Source organism: Acinetobacter wanghuae, assembly GCF_009557235.1.
Taxonomy (GTDB): Bacteria; Pseudomonadota; Gammaproteobacteria; order Pseudomonadales; family Moraxellaceae; genus Acinetobacter; species Acinetobacter wanghuae.
Map to the genome: position 1 here is coordinate 2,630,059 of NZ_CP045650.1, position 19,398 is coordinate 2,649,456.

At 38.7% G+C, this 19,398-nt stretch carries 23 protein-coding genes; 6 read left to right on the forward strand and 17 right to left on the reverse strand.

Annotation, left to right across the window (positions count from 1 at the left end):
- Positions 1-2 precede the first annotated feature (2 nt).
- The 7 genes from GFH30_RS12595 to GFH30_RS12625 all read right to left on the reverse strand — a co-directional run bounded on the left by GFH30_RS12595 (position 3) and on the right by GFH30_RS12625 (position 5,573).
- A complete protein-coding gene (locus GFH30_RS12595) occupies positions 3-1,496 on the reverse strand; it encodes a hypothetical protein (RefSeq protein ID WP_153373097.1) in 1,494 nt (497 codons plus the stop codon).
- Between the two features lie 12 nt (positions 1,497-1,508).
- Positions 1,509-1,724: a TOBE domain-containing protein gene (locus GFH30_RS12600; protein ID WP_153373098.1), complete on the reverse strand. Its 216-nt coding sequence runs from the start codon at positions 1,722-1,724 to the stop codon at positions 1,509-1,511.
- 112 nt (positions 1,725-1,836) lie between these two features.
- On the reverse strand, positions 1,837-2,463 hold the full coding sequence (locus GFH30_RS12605) for a Crp/Fnr family transcriptional regulator (protein WP_227551512.1): 627 nt from the start codon (positions 2,461-2,463) through the stop codon (positions 1,837-1,839).
- Between the two features lie 24 nt (positions 2,464-2,487).
- Positions 2,488-2,958: a transposase gene (locus GFH30_RS13380; RefSeq protein ID WP_196779981.1), complete on the reverse strand. Its 471-nt coding sequence runs from the start codon at positions 2,956-2,958 to the stop codon at positions 2,488-2,490.
- On the reverse strand, positions 2,906-3,301 hold the full coding sequence (locus tag GFH30_RS12615; RefSeq protein WP_171501076.1) for a transposase family protein: 396 nt from the start codon (positions 3,299-3,301) through the stop codon (positions 2,906-2,908). The genes GFH30_RS13380 and GFH30_RS12615 overlap by 53 nt, the downstream gene beginning before the upstream one ends.
- A 289-nt stretch (positions 3,302-3,590) precedes the next feature.
- Entirely contained in the window at positions 3,591-4,538 is a 948-nt protein-coding gene (locus GFH30_RS12620; RefSeq protein ID WP_153373100.1) for a TauD/TfdA dioxygenase family protein, read from the reverse strand.
- Between the two features lie 198 nt (positions 4,539-4,736).
- Complete coding sequence (locus tag GFH30_RS12625; protein WP_153373102.1) at positions 4,737-5,573, reverse strand: SDR family NAD(P)-dependent oxidoreductase; 837 nt, start codon at positions 5,571-5,573, stop codon at positions 4,737-4,739.
- 215 nt (positions 5,574-5,788) lie between these two features.
- Between GFH30_RS12625 and GFH30_RS12630 the strand changes: the two genes are divergently transcribed.
- From GFH30_RS12630 to phoR, 3 genes are all read left to right on the forward strand, one after another.
- Positions 5,789-6,469, forward strand: coding sequence for a TetR/AcrR family transcriptional regulator (locus GFH30_RS12630; protein WP_153373104.1), 681 nt, complete (start codon positions 5,789-5,791; stop codon positions 6,467-6,469).
- Positions 6,470-6,710: 241 nt separating this feature from the next.
- Positions 6,711-7,421: a phosphate regulon transcriptional regulator PhoB gene (gene phoB / locus GFH30_RS12635; RefSeq protein ID WP_153373106.1), complete on the forward strand. Its 711-nt coding sequence runs from the start codon at positions 6,711-6,713 to the stop codon at positions 7,419-7,421.
- A 25-nt stretch (positions 7,422-7,446) separates the two neighbouring features.
- Positions 7,447-8,805, forward strand: a complete 1,359-nt coding sequence (phoR, locus tag GFH30_RS12640; protein ID WP_153373108.1) for a phosphate regulon sensor histidine kinase PhoR — start codon at positions 7,447-7,449, stop codon at positions 8,803-8,805.
- Positions 8,806-8,849: 44 nt separating this feature from the next.
- Here phoR and GFH30_RS12645 read toward each other — a convergent pair whose 3' ends face one another.
- From GFH30_RS12645 to GFH30_RS12655, 3 genes are all read right to left on the reverse strand, one after another.
- Positions 8,850-9,497 carry a glutathione S-transferase gene (locus GFH30_RS12645; RefSeq protein ID WP_153373110.1) on the reverse strand — a complete coding sequence of 216 codons (648 nt, stop codon included), beginning with the start codon at positions 9,495-9,497 and terminating at the stop codon, positions 8,850-8,852.
- 95 nt (positions 9,498-9,592) lie between these two features.
- Entirely contained in the window at positions 9,593-9,991 is a 399-nt protein-coding gene (locus tag GFH30_RS12650) for an OsmC family protein (RefSeq protein WP_153373112.1), read from the reverse strand.
- Between the two features lie 30 nt (positions 9,992-10,021).
- A complete protein-coding gene (locus GFH30_RS12655) occupies positions 10,022-10,969 on the reverse strand; it encodes a pirin family protein (protein ID WP_153373114.1) in 948 nt (315 codons plus the stop codon).
- 457 nt (positions 10,970-11,426) lie between these two features.
- Between GFH30_RS12655 and GFH30_RS12660 the strand changes: the two genes are divergently transcribed.
- Together GFH30_RS12660 and GFH30_RS12665 are read left to right on the forward strand one after the other, a co-directional pair.
- Entirely contained in the window at positions 11,427-12,782 is a 1,356-nt protein-coding gene (locus GFH30_RS12660; RefSeq protein WP_153373116.1) for a GGDEF domain-containing protein, read from the forward strand.
- A gap of 157 nt (positions 12,783-12,939) precedes the next feature.
- Entirely contained in the window at positions 12,940-14,184 is a 1,245-nt protein-coding gene (locus tag GFH30_RS12665; RefSeq protein WP_153373118.1) for a GGDEF domain-containing protein, read from the forward strand.
- 55 nt (positions 14,185-14,239) lie between these two features.
- Here GFH30_RS12665 and GFH30_RS12670 read toward each other — a convergent pair whose 3' ends face one another.
- From GFH30_RS12670 to GFH30_RS12695, 7 genes are all read right to left on the reverse strand, one after another.
- Positions 14,240-14,683: an HNH endonuclease gene (locus tag GFH30_RS12670; protein WP_153373120.1), complete on the reverse strand. Its 444-nt coding sequence runs from the start codon at positions 14,681-14,683 to the stop codon at positions 14,240-14,242.
- The gene (locus tag GFH30_RS12675; RefSeq protein ID WP_171501085.1) at positions 14,662-15,030 is read right to left on the reverse strand and encodes an IS1 family transposase; all 369 of its coding nucleotides are present in this window, start codon (positions 15,028-15,030) and stop codon (positions 14,662-14,664) included. The genes GFH30_RS12670 and GFH30_RS12675 overlap by 22 nt, the downstream gene beginning before the upstream one ends.
- An 87-nt stretch (positions 15,031-15,117) precedes the next feature.
- Positions 15,118-15,399, reverse strand: coding sequence for an IS1 family transposase (locus GFH30_RS13555; protein ID WP_166323682.1), 282 nt, complete (start codon positions 15,397-15,399; stop codon positions 15,118-15,120).
- A gap of 42 nt (positions 15,400-15,441) precedes the next feature.
- A complete protein-coding gene (locus GFH30_RS12680) occupies positions 15,442-15,738 on the reverse strand; it encodes a hypothetical protein (RefSeq protein WP_227551515.1) in 297 nt (98 codons plus the stop codon).
- A gap of 150 nt (positions 15,739-15,888) precedes the next feature.
- A complete protein-coding gene (gene guaA, locus GFH30_RS12685) occupies positions 15,889-17,457 on the reverse strand; it encodes a glutamine-hydrolyzing GMP synthase (protein WP_153373121.1) in 1,569 nt (522 codons plus the stop codon).
- A gap of 184 nt (positions 17,458-17,641) precedes the next feature.
- On the reverse strand, positions 17,642-18,010 hold the full coding sequence (locus GFH30_RS12690; RefSeq protein ID WP_153373123.1) for a NirD/YgiW/YdeI family stress tolerance protein: 369 nt from the start codon (positions 18,008-18,010) through the stop codon (positions 17,642-17,644).
- 141 nt (positions 18,011-18,151) lie between these two features.
- Entirely contained in the window at positions 18,152-18,568 is a 417-nt protein-coding gene (locus tag GFH30_RS12695) for a DoxX family protein (protein WP_153373125.1), read from the reverse strand.
- 191 nt (positions 18,569-18,759) lie between these two features.
- Between GFH30_RS12695 and GFH30_RS12700 the strand changes: the two genes are divergently transcribed.
- The gene (locus GFH30_RS12700; RefSeq protein WP_153373127.1) at positions 18,760-19,398 is read left to right on the forward strand and encodes a DedA family protein; all 639 of its coding nucleotides are present in this window, start codon (positions 18,760-18,762) and stop codon (positions 19,396-19,398) included.

Sequence of the window (19,398 nt, forward strand, 5' to 3'; positions counted from 1 at the left end):
GATTAAAAGCCATACTGGAACTGTGCGACCAATTCGTTATATTTCTGATTGGTGATCGCGTTATCTACATGATTCACATTGAGCTGGAATTTAGTTGTTTCAGCAAAAAATGCATTTAAACCAATACTATGAATATCAATCGTTTGATTATTCAGGTTGGTATCACGGTCAATCGTGTCAAAGCGATAAAACGTTTGATAAGACTTTGGCCACCAGTCGTCATAACGTCCTTGATGACGGAAACCTTTGACAAATTGTTCACCCAGATTCCAAAATAATGTGCCAGTGTGTGATTCACTTTGACGGTTATAAACATCTCGAGTGGCATTTACATAAGTTTCATCTTCCGCATGAACATACTCATAGGTCAGACCAAAAGGATGATGGTTGTAATAAAGATCGATTCCTTTACGAGAAATATCGCCTTTACCCGCAAATGAAGCACTGGTGCCATTTAGCTCAAATAAGTTACTTTTACCTTGATACCATGATGCTCCGATGCTCAACTCACGTAACCACGAGTTGTATTCCGCAGGTAAGGTATAGCGAACGCGCCCAATGAAATTTTTATCATCATTGTCATCAGACTTATTTGCACCGTTGCCGTTTACAATACCAAAAGCATAGCTAATCATCGGTGAACGATAGTTATAACCGTAATCAACTGTTGGGAATGCATCACCACGAACAATTAGACCAACTTCACGCAGTGCTAAACCATAGCCATAACCTGGCAAGCTAAATAACGCATTGTTAATTGTCGGTTTTAAATCTTCTGTAGATTGAACCTCTTGCCCGAAGGGTAGGAGTTGTTGACCGAAGGTGATGCTTAAACGCCCAGTGTCTGCACTTAAAGTTGGTGAGGCGTTATAAATCAATTGTGCATCGAGCAAGTTTAAATAGCTGTTGTTGGTACCCGATTGAGGCGAAGTACCAAAACGTAGATTGAAATCTAAGTTACGTCCTTGGTCATAATCTTTAAACAGATTGCCTATAAAACCAATTTGAACAGCACCCAAATCAAATGAAGAGTGACGCTTATTTACAGCGGTTGCTGTATTTGCACCGACTGGATTGGTCGTCTGTGATTCATCGTAATAAGATGCCTTGGTTTGTACCACACCATTGATGAGCAATTGACGAGAAGACAATGCCGTTTTGGTGTCACGTTCTCGCTGAACTTGATATTTATAGTTTTCTAAATCGCTTTGTATGCCTTGGAATTCAGCCAATGTGACGTAACGTTGATCATCTTCAGCGGTTTCCTCGCTTTGATCCTCTGGATATAACCCATCAGAAAGAATAGCTTCAGGCTGAGTTGTATTTGAACTTTTAGCTTGAATCGAATTAATTTCATTTTTTAATTGTTTTAATGATTGTTCTAGCTGGCTCACTTGCTGTTGTAGTTGGCTAAGATCCCCATCTGCATGAGTCAACGAGATACTTGCACCCAGTAAAGTTAGCGTGGCTATCCCAAATTTTAATGGCAATTTCATGAATCAGAGCACCTACAGTTTGGCAAGCGACACATCTGTCGACTTAATTAAAACCAAAACTTGACTACCGACCTGTAGATTCAAATCATTGACTGAACGAGTTGTAATGACTGAAGTAAAAATACCCGATGCAGTAACAACATCGACCTCAGAAACAACATCACCTTTTACGATTTCCTGAATCGTACCTTTAATTTGATTTCTGACATTGATTGATTGAATTGTCATTATTAATTCCTACTTTTTATATTGGAATTAATCATGCACATATTTTTAAATAATAAAAAATAATTAAATTAGATTTTTATATCTTATTTTATTCATAATAAAAATACAAAATTTATAGATTATTACTTTCAGACTCTAAATATTTTAAATCTTTAATAATTATATTCTCATACTGCCAATTCAAAACATCTAGATTAACCAATTTTTTAATTTCTTTATTCACGGTCTGACGCGAAGCTGACAATAGATCTGCCAAGTCATGCTGTGAAATTTTAAGTTTAATTTCAATGCCTGCTGTATGCCGAATACCGTACTGAGCAGCTAAATTAAGCAGTATTTTACATACTTTCTGATGTAAACTCGCAATATGTAAGAACTTCAGCTCAGCCATAAGATAGTGCATTCTTTTGGCAAGCAGCTTCATAAGCTCTTGTGATAAATCATTATTTTTGTAAATTATTTGAAAAAAAAGTTGTTTAGGAATGATCAAAACTCTAATTTGATTAAAGGCGTAATAGTCATATTCTGGAATTTCATCCTGTAAACATGAGAATAAATTAATAAAGTTTTTTTCAGAATAATAATTAAAGGCATGGAAACGACCCGATGGGCTTAAATATCCAATCTGGATAATCCCATCGAGTAAAACATACAATGAATCATCACTATATTCATTATATTTATCACGCTGAATTATAATTTCATTTTTTTGATATTTCTTAACATTAGAGTTATTCAATATATATTAGAGTTCTTTCATAAGTCATTTTTTACTCAGTTCCATGTTATAGACTCCAGCAATTAAATTGAATCTTAAGCCTAGTCTTTTGCCTCGATTACGATATCGCTCGGCAAGTATTTTGAAGGTCTTCAAACTGCCAAATACATGCTCAATCCCAATTCTTCTTTTATTGATTTCTTGATTGTAAACTTTTAGCTCGAGATCTAGTTTGCAGCGCTTTTTTGCTTTTAATGGCAATAGACTATTTGGATACACTGCGTAAATCCCTTGATAGCCTTTATCTGCAAGGATAAAAGACCCTTTAGGAACCTGATTTAAATTGCGTTTGAATAGCTCGAAATCATGTACAGCACCACGACTCGTGCATAAACTCAGAACTTGCCGAGTTCTATAATGGATAATGGCTTGAACTTTAAAAGTATGTGCCTTCTTCTTGCCACTATAGCTTTTCTTCTGTTTTTTTAGGCCTTTGTATTGGGATTTCTGTGGCATCTACGATCACCACATTCCAGTCAATACCTTCGCCTTCAGGCAAATTCTTAGGTAAATTGAATAGATTGGACTTGATTAGACAATCCTCTACATGGCGAACGATTCTTGAAGCAGTAGGCTCTGACACGCCATAACTTGTTGAGACATGAAATAAAGTTCGGTATTCACGCCAATAGCTCAGACAGAGTAAAACCTGATCTTCTACACTTAATTTAGGTGGTCTACCTTTTGCAGGGACATGCATTTTCAGTTGTTCAACCATTAAATCAAAGGTTGAACATGAGATGCCTGTATATCGCTTAAACTGTGTTTCAGAAAGCTTCTTCGAATCGATGTATTTCATCCGCAAATTATGCATGAATATTCAAAATTCTTCGGTACAAATAATCAGCAAAAGATAGAGCGTTTTTTGATTTATGAAAGAGATCTATTGAATATCATCATCCGATATTTTTTTAAATATATTTTTTATAACATTTGATTTTTGATTTTCATCAAAATTATAATATTGCATAAAATCCACCTAATATCATTTTATTTTCATATTAGATGGATTACTAACTGACTACGAATCATTTATTCTTAATTAGTTAGTTTTTTTTGTGCAAAGTTTGTTCACTGCAAAGATTTCATTATGAAACTTTTTCATATTGCCCATCATTGGTTAAACGATAGTCCGTGATATCTACTTTTTGTTCTTTACGCAGTACTTCGCTTGGACGTCCATCCACCCCGACTGGAATATCACCTTCCAATGTTACACGGCGTACCACACGGTGCTGATCACCATAATCATTAATAGCACGGTGTTGCGTTGCACGATTGTCCCAAATCGCAACATCTCCTGCTTCCCAGCGCCAGCGCACGATGTTTTCCTGTTTCACGACATAGCTTTGGAATAAATCAAATAATTTGCGTGAATCTGATGAACTGAAACCGACAAAGCGATTAAAGAAATGCCCAAGTAGTAACGTTTTTTCACCTGTCTCAGGATGAATACGAACCAATGGATGTTCTGTTTCATATTCAGTTGAATTAAAGAAATTTTTATACTTTGCTGCAAGCTCAGGCGTGATTTCTTTTTTAACAACATTGGCATAATCAAAATCATTGCTATGTACAGTACGTAAACCATCTGCAAATACTTTTAGCGGCTCAGGCAGTGATTCATATGCTGACGTTGTGTTTGCCCAAGCTGTATCACCACCTGCTGCAGGCGCAACCACGCTACGTAAAATAGATGCTTTCGGATAAGCATCTAAGAATGTAATGTCCGTATGCCATGAATCTGCACGCGCGCCATGTGCAGAGTCAAGTTCTAAAATATGTTTAGAACCTTGTTTTACTGGAACAGTTGGATGATTTAATGGCTCACCTAGACGTGCAGCAAAAGCTTCTTGTTCGGCATCATCAAGATGTTGCTGACCTTTGAAAAAGATTGCTTTATATTGAAGTAGTGCTTGATTGATTTCTCGGACAACGTTTTGCTCTAATTGACCAGATAATTTCACGCCTTGGATTTCTGCACCAATACGACCTGTAATTGGTTTGACTTGAATGTGTTTATATTCATAGCTCATGGGGTGTGCCTCATTTCTAATTTATTTAGGTAGTTTTCAAAATGTTATTTTCTTGCTGTAAATGATCTTGCCAAAATCACTTATTAAAATCTGTCAAACATTTGACATTTATGTTCTGAATTTCAGCTATGTAAAATATAAAAAGGAATAATAAAAACAAAAAAACCCGCTTCCGCGGGTTTTTTATTATGATTCAACTTAGCCTCTTTGACTAAATCGCGTCGCAAAAGCAATCACTTTTTGATAGCCCGTTGGCAATACGCGTTGCATGATATCAATCGCTTTCGCGTCATTCCCAATCAATAGACGGCGTTTGTCTTTTTGCACGGCTTCTAATATTTGACGTGCTGCTTCTTCAGGTGGACAACGTAATAACTTGTTGAAAGACTTCGCTGATTTTTCAGGATTCATGCCCAATGTTAGCAAACTATCATTCATTTTCGCTGCAAGTGCAATATTGGTACGAATCCCACCCGGATGCACACAGAGCGCACTGACACCACTCTTTTCCATATCCAATTCTTGACGTAGTGCTTCAGTAAAACCACGTACCGCAAACTTCGTTGCATTATAAGCAGATTGGGTCGGCTGTGCCGTCAAACCAAATAGACTTGAAATATTAATAATATGACCATCACCCGTCTTTTTAATCAAGGGTAAGAATTCTTTGGTGCCATACACCACACCCCAGAAATTAATATTTACAATCCATTCAAGTTCTTCATAGGACGCGCCTTCAACAGTAGAACCGAGTGCCACACCCGCATTGTTGAAGATCATATTAATACTGCCATGTTCTTGCTCGACTTGCGCTGCCCATGCTTTCACTTCTTCAAGTTTTGCGACATCCACTTTTTTGGTTGTAACGCGCACACCGCTTTCTTTGACTAAAGCCACGGTGTCTGCTAAACCTTTTTCATTAACATCGCTGAGTGCCAAATGACAGCCTTGCTTGGCTAAAAGCACTGCAAGTTGTTGTCCAATACCTGAGCCCGCACCCGTAATTGCAGCCACTTTATTATTAAAATCTTTCATACATATTCCTTGTGTCTTCACCGATCTGCACAGATAGGCTTTTTATTCTGTTAAGTTCTATCATTGCTATTCAATATAGTTTTGACAATGAGTATTGTCAATAATTACAGTATGTCTATTCGGGTCAACTTTCTATCATCAGATGATTGTTTGAGTTTCGATGCCTATTTATTGCTAAGATATGAAAAACTGTAGAAATATGACTGATCAACACTATGACAGAATTGGATACATCAGAGAAAAAAGCCAAAAAATCAGCCAGCAAAGAGCGTCAATTTAAAGGACTATCCATGTCCGAACGCCAACAAGCACGTCGTGAGAAGCTGATTGAAGCCGGTATTGAAGCCTATGGTACACAAGGTTTTTTCTCTGTCACTGTCAAAGATATTTGTAATGAAGCCAAACTGACCGAACGTTATTTCTATGAGTCATTTAAAAAGAGCGAGCACTTATTTCAAACCATCTTTTTAAAACTGATTGATGAGTTACAGCACAATGTGATGCAAGCCATTATGCAAGCATCTGGCGATCCCGAAAAAATGATCAAAGCGGGCTTAACTGCCCTCCTTACGACTTTACGCGATAACCCACGTATGGCACGGATTATTTATATCGATGCCATGCTAGTTCAAGAGCTTCATAACCAAGCTACCATTCATGAAACCATGTTGCGTTTTGACCGCATGATTCATGCTTTCGTCATGTTGATGATGCCGAATTTAAAACGCAGTGACGGTGAAATTGCACTTGTTTCTACGGGGCTCAATGGTTATGTCACCCAAATTGCGATTCGTTGGGTGATGAGTGGCTTTAAACAATCAATGGATGAGGTTCTGTCCTCATGTAGTATTGTTTTCATGGCATTGCTGAATAATTTTGCAGAACTGAAACAATAAAATATATTTCTATTGGGAATTGAAAGTTTATTTTCTTTTTGCAAAACACGATAGCAAACCATTGTTTAATCAACTGAAAATAATCAATTTCGATTAAACCCCATCATTGCTTTTTGATAAATTTCAGTGAGATAAGGACGAATACATATCATTGCAATGATACTGTCATAATTAGTCTTTGTAATAAGCCTGTCATACAAAATAAAACGGTCCACCGTTTACATGAAAAGGGTCTTGCGCTGTGAAAGATGACTATATTTTAATCGTCGATGACGAACTTCCGATTCGGGAAATGATTCATACCTCTTTGGATATGGCAGGTTTTCACTGCTTACAAGCTGAGGATGCGAAACAAGCCCATCAAATGATTGTAGATCAACGTCCTGCACTCATTTTACTGGATTGGATGATGCCTGGAGGCGTGAGTGGTGTAGACTTATGTCGTCGTCTCAAACGTGATGAAAGCTTATCTGAAATTCCAGTGATTATGCTCACCGCACGAGCTGAAGAAGACCATAAAGTCCAAGGTCTCGATGCCGGCGCAGATGACTATATGACCAAACCATTTTCCACTCGAGAATTGGTGTCACGCATTAAAGCGGTATTACGTCGTGCCAACGCGTTAAGCGGTGAAAAGACCATTGATGCCAATGGCTTGATTTTAGATCCGGTCAGTCAACGTGTCAGCTTTGCCAACAATCTTTTAGAAATGGGACCAACGGAATATCGTTTATTGGCATTCTTTATGACCCATCCTGAACGTGCCTACACACGTGCACAATTGCTTGACCAAGTGTGGGGCGGCAACGTATATATTGAAGACCGAACCATTGATGTGCATATTCGTCGCTTACGTAAAGTGTTAGAGCCATATAATGCGGATCGTTATGTACAAACAGTGCGCGGTACAGGTTATCGTTTTTCTACCCGTGCAGATGCTGCATTGAGCTAAGTTATTTTAAGGTTACGCTTGTTTTATGTATGAACCCTACCCAGTGCCTGAGCTGGCTCGCGACCATCAAAAATTCCGCTACAGCAGTTTGTGGGATTTCGCCAAGCAGGATTTACGTCTCTTAGCATTTTTTCTGGTGATTGCCTGTTTTATTGGCTATGGCATTGGCTATTTTTGGGTCTGTATTGTCATTGCCTTTGTGGCGTTTTTTGCGACTCAAATGCGTTCACTGTATTTGGTCAATGAATGGATTTCCAACCGCCCTTACGATGTTCCACCCAATATCAAAGGGATTTGGGGCGCACTCCTATTCAATGTATATCGTGCGCAGCGTCAAGAACGAATTGTACAGGCAGAAATGGTCGGGCTGATTGATCGTGCTCAATCGTCATTAATTGCCTTACAAGAAGCCGTTGTGCTGATTGATGAAAATCAACTGATTGAATGGTGGAATCCGGCATCAGAACGATTATTAGGGATATCAACCGAAGACCGTGGACGCAATATTCTAACCTTATTACGTCAACCTAGTTTTGTCGATTATTACAATAAAATTGATGACTCACCCGATGGCTTGAAAATGAAATCATCGATGTTTGATGATCATTATGTGCAAGTCAAAATGACCCGTTTCGGTGGTGAAAGTCGCCTCTTAGTCGCTTATGACGTGACGCGCATGCATAATCTCGAGCAGATGCGTAAAGACTTTGTGGATAATATTTCACATGAACTACGCACACCATTGACCGTACTGAGCGGTTATATCGAAACCTTTACCGATCAAGAAGATATCACACCACGATGGAAACGTGCTTTCGATCAAATGCAATCGCAAACACGCCGTATGAATGCGTTGGTGAATGATCTGTTGTTATTATCGCGTTTAGAAAATGACAAAAAAGTAGCTAAAAATCAAATCATTGATATGCCAAGTTTAATGAATCAATTGTTTGATGATGCCCAAGCCTATAACGTTGATTATGGTCATACGCTGAATTTAGATATTGATAGCCATTGCGATTTAATTGGCTCGGATATGGAACTTGCGAGTGCATTTAGCAACTTGATTTCTAATGCCATTAAATACACACCCAAAGGTGGCACGATTACGATGGGCTGGCATGACAATGGTGAGACGGCGTACTTCGTGGTTGAAGATACCGGTATTGGCATTGATCCCAAACATTTACCACGCTTAACGGAACGTTTTTATCGGGTCGACTCTGACCGAAGTCGCAGCACAGGTGGCACAGGTTTAGGCTTAGCCATCGTGAAACATGTGCTCATGCAACATCAAGCCTATTTAGAAATCGAGTCTAAGGAGAATCAAGGTTCTACTTTTAAAGTGATTTTTCCAAAAGAACGTTTGAGTTTTCCAGACTAGTTTCAACATCAAAAAAAGGTGCATTAGCACCTTTTTTACCAGCATTATTTCAAATTTTGTTCTTTTGACTTTGCTCTAAAATAAGCAGCGCGATGTCCTAAACGATCTAAATAAGCGTTAATCGCTGGATACTTATTCTTAAGTCGAGATTGTAAGGCTTCTAATGGAAAACTCATCTGAATATCGGCAAAGCTAAAGCGCCCAGCAAAATATTCATGTTGGGTTAAGTAACCTTCCAAGTAGTCGATATGATCTTTTAAGCGTGGCTGTACAAATTGTGCTTGCACCCCTTTTGCCACTTGCTTGGCAATGGGCTTCACCAAAAATGGCGCTTGAGTTGCGACTTTATCCATGACCAAATGCATGACCAACAAGGGCATCAATGAGCCTTCGGCATAATGCATCCAATAACGGAACTGCTGCTTTGACGTCGCATTCAAAGGCTGGAATAAGAGATTTTTATCATAGCTCTCCTGTAAATATTCCAAAATCACTGCAGACTCAGCTAAGACCTGATCCTGATCGACCAAGACTGGTGCTTTCCCCAAAGGATGCACCTGTTTTAAGCTCGGCGGCGCAGAAAAATTTGGCAGGCGCTTATACAATTGAATGTCATAGTCGAGCTCTAGTTCTTCCAATGCCCATAAAATTCGGAAGGAACGCGATTGCTCTAAATGGTGTAAAACCCGCATATTGGACTCAGTGTTCTTGTTGTTCTGAAGCCTCTGATCATAGCAAAGGCATTGGCTTTAAACCCAATGCCTTAACAAAGCGTTACCAAGAGCAGTTAAACCAAACTGGTTTTGATTTCAACACTACGCAATAAGGTCTTGGTCACCGGCGTCTTTTGACAAATGGCTAGAATCTTCTGTTTAAGCGCTTCATCCATGTCAGCCTTAAAGTTCAAGCGACGTTCAATCCATTCTTCACCTTCACGATTGGCATGGAATTCTGCTTCAACTTCAAATAAGCCCAAATCAATGTCTTTATGCTTAGCATACATTCTGAGAGTAATCATGGTGCATGAAATCAAACTTGCCACCAAAAAATCATAAGGTGCAGGTCCACTGTCCTTCCCCCCAAAGGATTCAGGCTTATCGGTAAGATAAACATGTTTGCCATGTTGAATTTCTCCCTGCCATGGGGTGTCTAGGCTCTGCACTTTCGCTGTTGCAACAATACCCATTTGGTACTCCTTATATTTATTTTTAAATCATTATTTTGAAGGACGCATCCCATCTGGAAATGCAGGGGCTTCCAAACGAGGTCCACTATATTCAGGAATTGAACCAAAACGTTCATGTGCTGCAACCCATTGTTCACGAGCTGTTTTCAGTTCTTCTGTAGTACGACCTACAAAGTTCCACCACAATAAAATAGGACTTTCAAAAGGCTCGCCACCGAGTAATAGCACACGACTATGGGCATGAATATCAACATCTACATGCGTAAGACCCGGCTCTAAAATCACCATATTGTCTTCATCTAATGCGTGCCCATTGATACTTGCTGTTCCTTCTAGCGCCATAAAACCATATTCAAATTTAGGATTGAGCGGCAAACGAGCATGCGTGTTCTCAGCAGCAAATAGATCTACACCTAAGAGTTCGCTATGTACTTTAACGGGTGATGTGGTTTTTAAATATTCACCCACCAATACCGTAAAATCAATGCCCTGCTCACTCACGATGGGCAGTTCAGGATAATGATCAAAGGCAGGCGCCATATTGATTTTATCATCAGGCAAAGCAATCCAAAGCTGTGCGGCATGCATTTTAGTTTCAGTGTCTGGCGCAACTTCGGTATGAGAAATGCCATAACCCGCAGTCATTAAATTGACTTGTTTGGGACGAATGAGCTGCTCTGTACCTAAGCTATCATTGTGTAGCATGGTGCCTTCAATCATCCAGGTGAAGGTTTGCAAACCAATATGCGGATGTGGACCCACATCTAAGCCGTCGCCTTGTGGAAAGCTCACTGGACCTGCGTGATCAAGGAAACACCACGCACCAATCATCCTTTTATGACGGCTCGGTAAAGCACGCTTAATGACAGTGCCTTGACCAATCTCAGCACGACGTAAAGTAAATTCTTGAATAAATTGATTTACATATTTTTTGCAGTCATCTGAGTGTGACAGTTCAGTATCGTTATTATGCGACATGATATTGGCTCAAAAAGCTAAATTTAAACGATCATAACAATTCAATTTAGCAGATACAGCCTTTTCACTAGGATTGTGCGTAATAGTTTTAGGACAATGTTTTAAGCTAATAATAAACAACTGATTTCTCTAAATTATATTACCGCCATGATTGGCTTTTAATTGTGTCTAAAAATGTACTTTATTTTAATAGATAAAACTTTTATATCTCTAATATGATCAGTAACACAGAAAAGCTCAGAAATAGTGTTTCACGTGAAACAGTTGAAATTTTAATGTAATTGATCAAAATCACAATGTTGATAAAAAATGAATATTGTCCGCAAAAACACAGTTACAAAATCATAATTTGTTACTTATTTAGCAATCATATCGATAAAATCACCATTTTCAGGTAGATCATTTTTTACTCAAAAAGCACATAATTATGCTTCATTTTAAAAAAATGGACAGTTCGATGTCTTCGATGGATAAACATACTTATTCCACGATGAATGCATCTCTTCAGGATGATAGAAGTAAGAATTTGCGCTTATTAAATTTAGCAGAATGTAATGCTGAAAATAGGCAACGTATTGAGCACGCCCTGCATAATCCCCATGCGCCCATTCCTGCGCAGTTTCACAATTACTTTTTAAATTTTTTATATGCGCGTCACCATTCGACATTAAAACAATTTAATTATTTGGCTCAAATCAGCTTTTTACTGTATTTCTTTGTCGATATCCTCATTATTCCAGACATGATCTTAATCTCTGGTGCACTGCGTATTGCTATGATTTTAACCGCAATGGGCATCTGTTATTTTGCATTTAAAAACATCAAAGACATCCGCGTGCTCGATAGAATTTTACCGATTGGCACTGTGCTTTGTGCTGCAGTATGGATTTTTTTACTGGCGTTATCTCATAGCCCTTTGGTTCATCTCTATCTGTATGCATCTTCAATTTTTATATTGGTGGTGAATTTAGGCGTTAAAATCCAATTTAAATCAGCACTCTATAGCTCTATTTTTATTGGGTTGTGGATGATGATTGGGGCAAAGGTCATCATGAGCCCTTCGCAGGCTTTGGTTTTCGCTGTGGTCTCTATTCCGATTTGGTTGCTCAGCCTTTATATCAACTGGAATAATATTTTAAATTCACGTCGTTCATTTTTAAGAACATTAATGGATGAATGGAATTACCATACTTTAAAAAATCTCGCCCATACTGACGAATTGACTCAGCTTTGCAATCGTCGTCACTTCGTCCATGTGGCGCAAAAATCGATTCGCGTTTGGCCAAGACCTGCGAGTTGTTGTTTACTTATGTTTGATGTCGATTATTTTAAAAAAATAAATGACGATTATGGGCATGATGTTGGCGATCGTGTGCTGCAAGTGATTGCCGATACCGCGCGTAAAGAAATGCGCCATAGTGATTTATTGGCACGTTTTGGCGGTGAAGAATTTATTGTTATGTTAAATGATACGCAAATGCAGGATGCTTTGGTCATTGCAGAACGAATTCGCGGATCGATTGAAAAGCAATATTTGTATGAACGCCCCAATCGTAGTATTCAGTTCACCATTTCGGTTGGCTTGTCTGAACTTGAATCTCCTGATCAAAGCTTGGATGATCTTATTAAAAAGGCGGATATCGCACTGTATGCTGCTAAAAATAATGGACGTAATTGTGTTCAAGTGTATGGCATTCATATGTTGGCTCAAAAGCAGCCGACATTATCCAAGTCATGGGTTTTGAAACATTCAAATCCAATGCCTTATCAACTCTCGCTATCCAATCCACAGAAGAAATGGTCTATTCTGTAAACTTAAATGTTTAAATAAAGTGAAGATTCTATTCACTAAAAAATCGTTTATCTTTCATTCTTTACTTGTTAAAACAAATCAGAAAAGCATAGAATATTATTTATACAAATATAGATCTTCAATATTTTTAAAAAAATCATTTTTTTGGGAAGGCACTATGCCAAATGAGTACGAAAAAGATCATCGTGCACTCATCCAAGAGGCTTTAAATGATCCTCTTGCTCGTATCCCCGAACGCCTAAAATCCTGTTATTACGAACATCAAAAGGCTTTAAATTTAAAATATTTGCTACAAGTGAATCTAATTGCACAATTTGCTTATGTGGTGTATACCCTTGCGGATATTTTAGTTTTAACCGACATTCGAACCTTATTGATTGTGAGTAAGCTTGGCTTTGCAGTAGTCATGACCTTGATCACGATCTGGATTTATAACCATTATCAAAACTTACCCTTGTTCGATTTGCTGCTGCCCACTTCTATTATTGGCGCAAGTAGTATTTGGTTTTTCAATCTCAATATATCTGAAAGCCCTTATACCCTGATTTATCAATATGCATCGTTAGTGTTTATTGTGCTTGCTAATTTATGTGTGCAAGTCCGTTTTCGCCCCTCGCTGATCACCACTAGCCTGATTACTTTAGTGATTTACACTGGGGTATATTTCAATACCTATGGCGATGCGTATCAGATTTTACTGTTTTCGCTGATTTATATTCCTGTACTCATTTTTAGCGTGTATATCAGTTGGAATTCAACACTAAAATCTCGCACTGTGTTTTTGCATCATTTATTAAATGATTACCATCGAAAAGCTTTTGAAAAGCTTGCCCATACAGACGCTTTAACGGGTTTAAATAACCGACGTTATTTTGAGTCTTTAGCAACGCAGCATGTTCATGCAAATTTTGAGTCGCCAAACCCGACGACCTTATTGGTGTTCGATGTTGATCATTTCAAGCAAATTAATGACAGTTATGGGCATGATATTGGCGATCGTGTTTTACAAATGATTGCTGACGTTTCATCGAAAGAAATGCGACATAGCGATATTTTAGCGCGCTATGGTGGCGAGGAATTTATTGCTTTACTGACTGGCACAAACTCTGATGATGCGGTGAAAATTGCCGAGCGATTAAGAAAACGTATTGAAAATATTGAGGTCAACCTCACAGATGGTCGACAGTTTCATTTTACAGTTTCAATTGGGATTACCATTTTAGAGACATTTGAAACTGATCTGAATGTTCTGATTAAACAAGCGGATATCGCGTTATATCAGGCTAAAGCCAATGGGCGAAATCGTGTTGAACATTATGATCCGAGTATGGATCAATCGGCGATTCAAAATATGAAGCGTTCTTGGAATATTGAAAGTGATGTGAAGATGATTGTGGAATAGAGAGCGTTCCCTCTATTCTTTAAACATTGTCTTGCTAGATACTAGAAATAACGATTTAAGATCTAAAAATTTCATCAAAGTGAAATTCTAAATATTCTTTTTGAGCAAGAAATGGCTTAATAACTAAGTGTTGCGGTATCTTAAAAAATGATTGATCCTCTAAGGATAATTCTTTCGATAATAGAATTTCACCATCTAGTTTAAATGATATAAATCCTTGATCAAATAAACGATCGAATGTCGGTGTCAATAAAACTCCATTATATGGATCTATCCGCTCTTCTTCATTGCTTAAAGACCACGGCTTGATATGTGAGGCGATCAGAAATTTAGAATTATTAAACCCAGACACAACACAACTTGGATTAAGTTCAAATAATGATTTTCGAAATTTGTTCTGTAATAGTCTAACTTTAATCAATCTTTCCGCTTCAGATGTAAAGTTAGAAGCTTCTTCAAAAAATTTACTGGTAGTGTCTAAATGTGACGTGTTAACCACCTATCTTTCATGTCTTGATTGTATTTTAATAAAAATAGATGCAAGACAGCTTCATGATTTTCTTTCTTCTTCGAAAAGCTTAAAGTTTTCCGTGTAAAACGCCCTAAGCGATTTCTTAATGTGGCATTGAAACGCTCAACATGGTTGGTTAAACCTGTATGTTTACCTACAGAGCGATGGGTATCAGGATCAAATACCTCAGCATAACTTGACCAATAATCACTACAGGTTGCTAAATTAAAGTAGCTTGTGGGAATACGGCAACGTAAATCTGTACACGTTTTATCATTACGCTGACCACACACATAAGCCACTACTTGGCGTGTACGATGGCAGAGTGCATCCAAGTCCAAACCTTATGGCGACGGGCTTTTACGAAACTCCATAACTCATCAAGCTCAAGGACATCTGTTGGATGAGCATCAAGTAATTCGTCACTCAGTTTCCTGCTGTTTACTTTTTTTTATCCAGCCCATCAGTGTTTCAGGTGCAACACCGAATAGACGCTGCATGCCTCTCAAACTGCCTCGTTCAAGATAGGTACTGATAATGAGTTCTTTCTGTTCTTCGGTATATTTAATTTTGGGTTTGAGTACACTAGAGCGCCCACAATCTTTACATCTGAACTGTGCATTTCCACTTTTGTTGTGACCATTCTTATGGATATTGGGTGATTGGCAACGGGTGCAGACATAAGTTGTCTTTTCTATGATCATGTTAAAGGTTTATTGCTCACACATTTTCACGTCTATTCTAAATTAAAACACGTTGTTTTTGTACACTACCAATTTACTATTGCTCACATCCGTTGTTTTTAAATAATTTTCATAATGTTTTAATGCAGCAGAATACATATTATTACCAGTACGATTACGTTCTTGGTAAATTTCTAGCGAATAGATCATCAGTTTTAAAGCTTCAAACTCAATACTATTTTTAGGCACTTCATAGCTAGGCAACCAATCTGAAATTCTGTTTCTAATTACTAAGTCATATTTTGAAGCAGTTGCATTAGATAATCTTTTTTCTTCTAAAAGCCACTTATAAAAGTCCATATAAAGCCTTAATCTTTTTAAAGTACTATATATAAAAAAAGAGCGCCTAAGCGCTCTTTTTATTAGAAATATTTAGGTCGCCCTAAATAGCCTCGAACATAGTTCTCGGCGTAAAATTGGCACGAAGCAGTGCTTCGTGAAAGCCCAATTTTACTCCCATTCAATCGTTGCAGGTGGCTTAGACGATACGTCATAAACAACACGAGAAACTTCAGCAATTTCGTTCATGATACGAGTCGAGATTTTATCAACTAAATCATAAGGAAGATGCGCGAAACGTGCTGTCATAAAGTCAACAGTTTCAACCGCACGAAGTGCAATCACCCATGCATAACGACGACCATCACCTACGACACCAACAGATTTCACTGGTTGGAATACAGCGAATGCTTGCGCAGTTTTGTCATACCAACCGCTTGCACGAAGTTCTTGCATGAAAATGTCATCTGCTAAACGAAGAATGTCAGCATATTCTTTTTTCACTTCACCCAAAATACGAACACCTAGACCCGGACCTGGGAATGGGTGACGGTAAAGCATCTCAAAAGGTAGACCTAAAGTCGTACCTAAACGGCGCACTTCATCTTTGAACAAGTCACGGATTGGTTCAACCAATTCAAACGCTAAATCTTCTGGTAAACCACCCACGTTGTGGTGTGATTTAATCACATGCGCTTTACCGTTTTTAGTTGCCGCAGATTCGATCACGTCTGGGTAAATCGTACCTTGTGCAAGGAAGTTTACGCCATCAAGCTTACGTGCTTCTTCAGCAAAGACTTCGATGAACTCACGACCGATGATTTTACGTTTTTTCTCAGGATCAACTTCACCTGCAAGTGCAGATAAGAAACGATCTTCAGCATCAGCACGAATCACACGGATACCCATGTTTTTCGCAAACATATCCATCACTTGCTCGCCTTCGTTCAAACGAAGTAAACCGTTATCTACGAATACGCAAGTCAATTGGTCGCCAATTGCTTTATGTAAAAGTGCAGCAACCACAGATGAATCGACACCACCTGAAAGACCGAGTAGAACTTTTTGATCACCAATTTGCGCGCGAAGTTGCTCAACACGTAAATCAATAATGTTTTCAGAGTTCCACAGGTTACGGCAACCACATACACCGTGAACGAAGTTAGATAGTAATTCAGCACCTTTAGCGGTGTGCGTTACTTCTGGGTGGAATTGAATACCGTAGAAACGACGTGCTTCATCAGACACCATTGCAAATGGACAGCTTGGTGTGCTTGCAGTCACTTGGAAGCCTTCAGGTAAGGCAGTCACTTTATCGCCATGACTCATCCAAACTTTAAGCTTGTCTTTAGTATCTTCAAGATCACCGATCAATTTATCGCGAACTTGAATATCCACTTCTGCATAACCAAACTCATGCACATCACCTGGCTCTACTTTACCGCCAAGTTGCTGCGACATGGTTTGTAGGCCATAGCAAATACCAAGAACAGGTACACCTAGGTTGAAGACAACTTCAGGCGCACGTGGACTACCCGCTTCATAAACACTTTCTGGACCACCTGAAAGAATGATCCCGTTTGGGTTAAATGCACGAATGTCTTCTTCAGACATATCGTAAGCGTACATTTCTGAATAAACACCAGCTTCACGTACACGACGTGCAATAAGCTGGCTATATTGAGAACCGAAATCCAAAATAAGGATACGGTCTTCAGTAATTTGGGTATTGGTAGTCATGGTAAACAACTATGAAAGGCAAACGAATATAAGCGCGCTATTCTACCATTTTTCACAGCATTACGCACACTATTCAAACATGTATGAAATATAAGCAATTTCTGAATTTAGCCACTGAATTGCAAGATAATTTAGCAACAAAAAAAGGGATACATGATCCCTTTCTTGTATAAACATCATTGAACTATTTAACGCGCTCAATATGAATCACATCAATATCGGTTGGTTTAGCACGATGGGTATCAACTTCACCTAAAACGCGGACTTTATCCCCCGCTTTTAAAGCCAGTGGTTTCCATAAATCATCATCGACATCAATTATGATTGAACCGGTCTTATCTTTGAGTTCAAAATCATCACTATCCGCTGTCGCTTGACGCACAATTTGCCCAACCAATGTGACACCTGTTTCATCTTTTAGTTTTTTTGCTTGAGCAATGGTTACGACATTGGCTTTCGCTTCTTTTAAAACAGCGCTATCAGTTTTTGCCCAAGCGGTCGGTGTTAACATCGCAGCAGATAATGCAACGCTTGCCCATAAAGTTTTGCTCATATTGCACTCACTCAACATATTCGATCTGTCTATTTGAACAGTCTAATCCACTTTGATCAGCGCTATTTCTGTACAGCTCTAGCAACAATATGTAGCAAGCGATGATTGATGCTCAGATGAAATGGCATTCCATTCATCACATTATTTTTCAATCACATGATCAATGCTAAAACGACCTGCACCCAATAATGCTAGTGCAACAAAACCACCTGCCATAGCAACATTTTTCATGAGGTTAATCGCATCTTCTGCGCCACTATGAAATAGTAATGCAGTCACGATGCTAAAACCTGCTAATGCCAGCGCCATAATACGAGTTTGGAAGCCGAATAAAATCGCAAGTCCGCCACCTAGCTCAACTAAAATCGTCAACGGTAATAAACCACCCGGCACATCCATGGCTTGCATATAAGCAACCGTTGCATCATAACCTGCGATTTTGCCCCACCCAGCCACAATAAAAATGTATGCCAAGAAAACACGTGCAAGCAATGCCAAGCCATGATGCACAGTCGGATTTTTTAAGATATTTGCAGCAACAACATTCGGATTTAACATGTTCAAACTCATTTATACATATTCAGAAGATGCACATATATTAAGCATCGCCAATAATTGAATAAAGCGGTGAATATCATACTCTTCGTTGCATTTATAGGATGATAGAGTTGGAATTAATCTGCTTTTCCTACTGACATGTGCCTTGATCACTGATAGCATTTCGACACACTTAAGCTTGTAACGGCCTCATGGAACTGATCGATTTTATCTTGCATGTTGATGACCATTTGCTTGAATTTATTACCCAATATGGGGTATGGATTTATGCAATTTTATTCCTGATTATTTTTGTAGAAACAGGCTTGGTGGTTATGCCCTTCCTGCCCGGCGATAGCTTATTGTTTGCAGCAGGTGCATTAGCGGCTTCAACAGGTGTCATGGATCCGTGGGTACTGATTCCGCTATTATTCTTAGCAGCCGTACTTGGCGATACGTTGAATTATCATATTGGTCGTTATATTGGACCACGTGTCTTTGAAATTGAGTCGCGTTTTATCAATAAAAAGCATTTGATTGCAACGCAGCAATTCTTTGCCAAACATGGCGGTAAAACCATTATTTTTGCCCGCTTTGTGCCGTTCGCACGTACCTTTGCACCCTTTGTCGCAGGTGCAGGCAAAATGAATTACAAATACTTCCTCAGCTATAACGTCATCGGTGCATTTTTGTGGATTACATCTTTTGTGATCCTTGGCTATATGTTCGGTAATATGCCCATCGTCAAAGACAACTTTACTCACCTGATTTTCGGCATCATTATTATTAGTGTGTTACCGGGCATTATTGGTTTTATTCGCCAAAAGTTCAAAAAGACGCCCGCTGCATAG

What these genes read in the sequence shown, in the direction of transcription:
- GFH30_RS12595 (WP_153373097.1), bottom strand. Translation starts at nt 1,496, where the DNA reads ATGAAATTGCCATTAAAATTTGGGATAGCCACGCTAACTTTACTGGGT.
- GFH30_RS12600 (WP_153373098.1), bottom strand. Translation starts at nt 1,724, where the DNA reads ATGACAATTCAATCAATCAATGTCAGAAATCAAATTAAAGGTACGATT.
- GFH30_RS13380 (WP_196779981.1), bottom strand. Translation starts at nt 2,958, where the DNA reads ATGCCACAGAAATCCCAATACAAAGGCCTAAAAAAACAGAAGAAAAGC.
- GFH30_RS12615 (WP_171501076.1), bottom strand. Translation starts at nt 3,301, where the DNA reads ATGAAATACATCGATTCGAAGAAGCTTTCTGAAACACAGTTTAAGCGA.
- GFH30_RS12620 (WP_153373100.1), bottom strand. Translation starts at nt 4,538, where the DNA reads ATGAGCTATGAATATAAACACATTCAAGTCAAACCAATTACAGGTCGT.
- GFH30_RS12625 (WP_153373102.1), bottom strand. Translation starts at nt 5,573, where the DNA reads ATGAAAGATTTTAATAATAAAGTGGCTGCAATTACGGGTGCGGGCTCA.
- GFH30_RS12630 (WP_153373104.1), top strand. Translation starts at nt 5,789, where the DNA reads ATGACAGAATTGGATACATCAGAGAAAAAAGCCAAAAAATCAGCCAGC.
- phoR (WP_153373108.1), top strand. Translation starts at nt 7,447, where the DNA reads ATGTATGAACCCTACCCAGTGCCTGAGCTGGCTCGCGACCATCAAAAA.
- GFH30_RS12645 (WP_153373110.1), bottom strand. Translation starts at nt 9,497, where the DNA reads ATGCGGGTTTTACACCATTTAGAGCAATCGCGTTCCTTCCGAATTTTA.
- GFH30_RS12650 (WP_153373112.1), bottom strand. Translation starts at nt 9,991, where the DNA reads ATGGGTATTGTTGCAACAGCGAAAGTGCAGAGCCTAGACACCCCATGG.
- GFH30_RS12655 (WP_153373114.1), bottom strand. Translation starts at nt 10,969, where the DNA reads ATGTCGCATAATAACGATACTGAACTGTCACACTCAGATGACTGCAAA.
- GFH30_RS12660 (WP_153373116.1), top strand. Translation starts at nt 11,427, where the DNA reads ATGTCTTCGATGGATAAACATACTTATTCCACGATGAATGCATCTCTT.
- GFH30_RS12665 (WP_153373118.1), top strand. Translation starts at nt 12,940, where the DNA reads ATGCCAAATGAGTACGAAAAAGATCATCGTGCACTCATCCAAGAGGCT.
- GFH30_RS13555 (WP_166323682.1), bottom strand. Translation starts at nt 15,399, where the DNA reads ATGATCATAGAAAAGACAACTTATGTCTGCACCCGTTGCCAATCACCC.
- GFH30_RS12680 (WP_227551515.1), bottom strand. Translation starts at nt 15,738, where the DNA reads ATGGACTTTTATAAGTGGCTTTTAGAAGAAAAAAGATTATCTAATGCA.
- guaA (WP_153373121.1), bottom strand. Translation starts at nt 17,457, where the DNA reads ATGACTACCAATACCCAAATTACTGAAGACCGTATCCTTATTTTGGAT.
- GFH30_RS12690 (WP_153373123.1), bottom strand. Translation starts at nt 18,010, where the DNA reads ATGAGCAAAACTTTATGGGCAAGCGTTGCATTATCTGCTGCGATGTTA.
- GFH30_RS12695 (WP_153373125.1), bottom strand. Translation starts at nt 18,568, where the DNA reads ATGTTAAATCCGAATGTTGTTGCTGCAAATATCTTAAAAAATCCGACT.
- GFH30_RS12700 (WP_153373127.1), top strand. Translation starts at nt 18,760, where the DNA reads ATGGAACTGATCGATTTTATCTTGCATGTTGATGACCATTTGCTTGAA.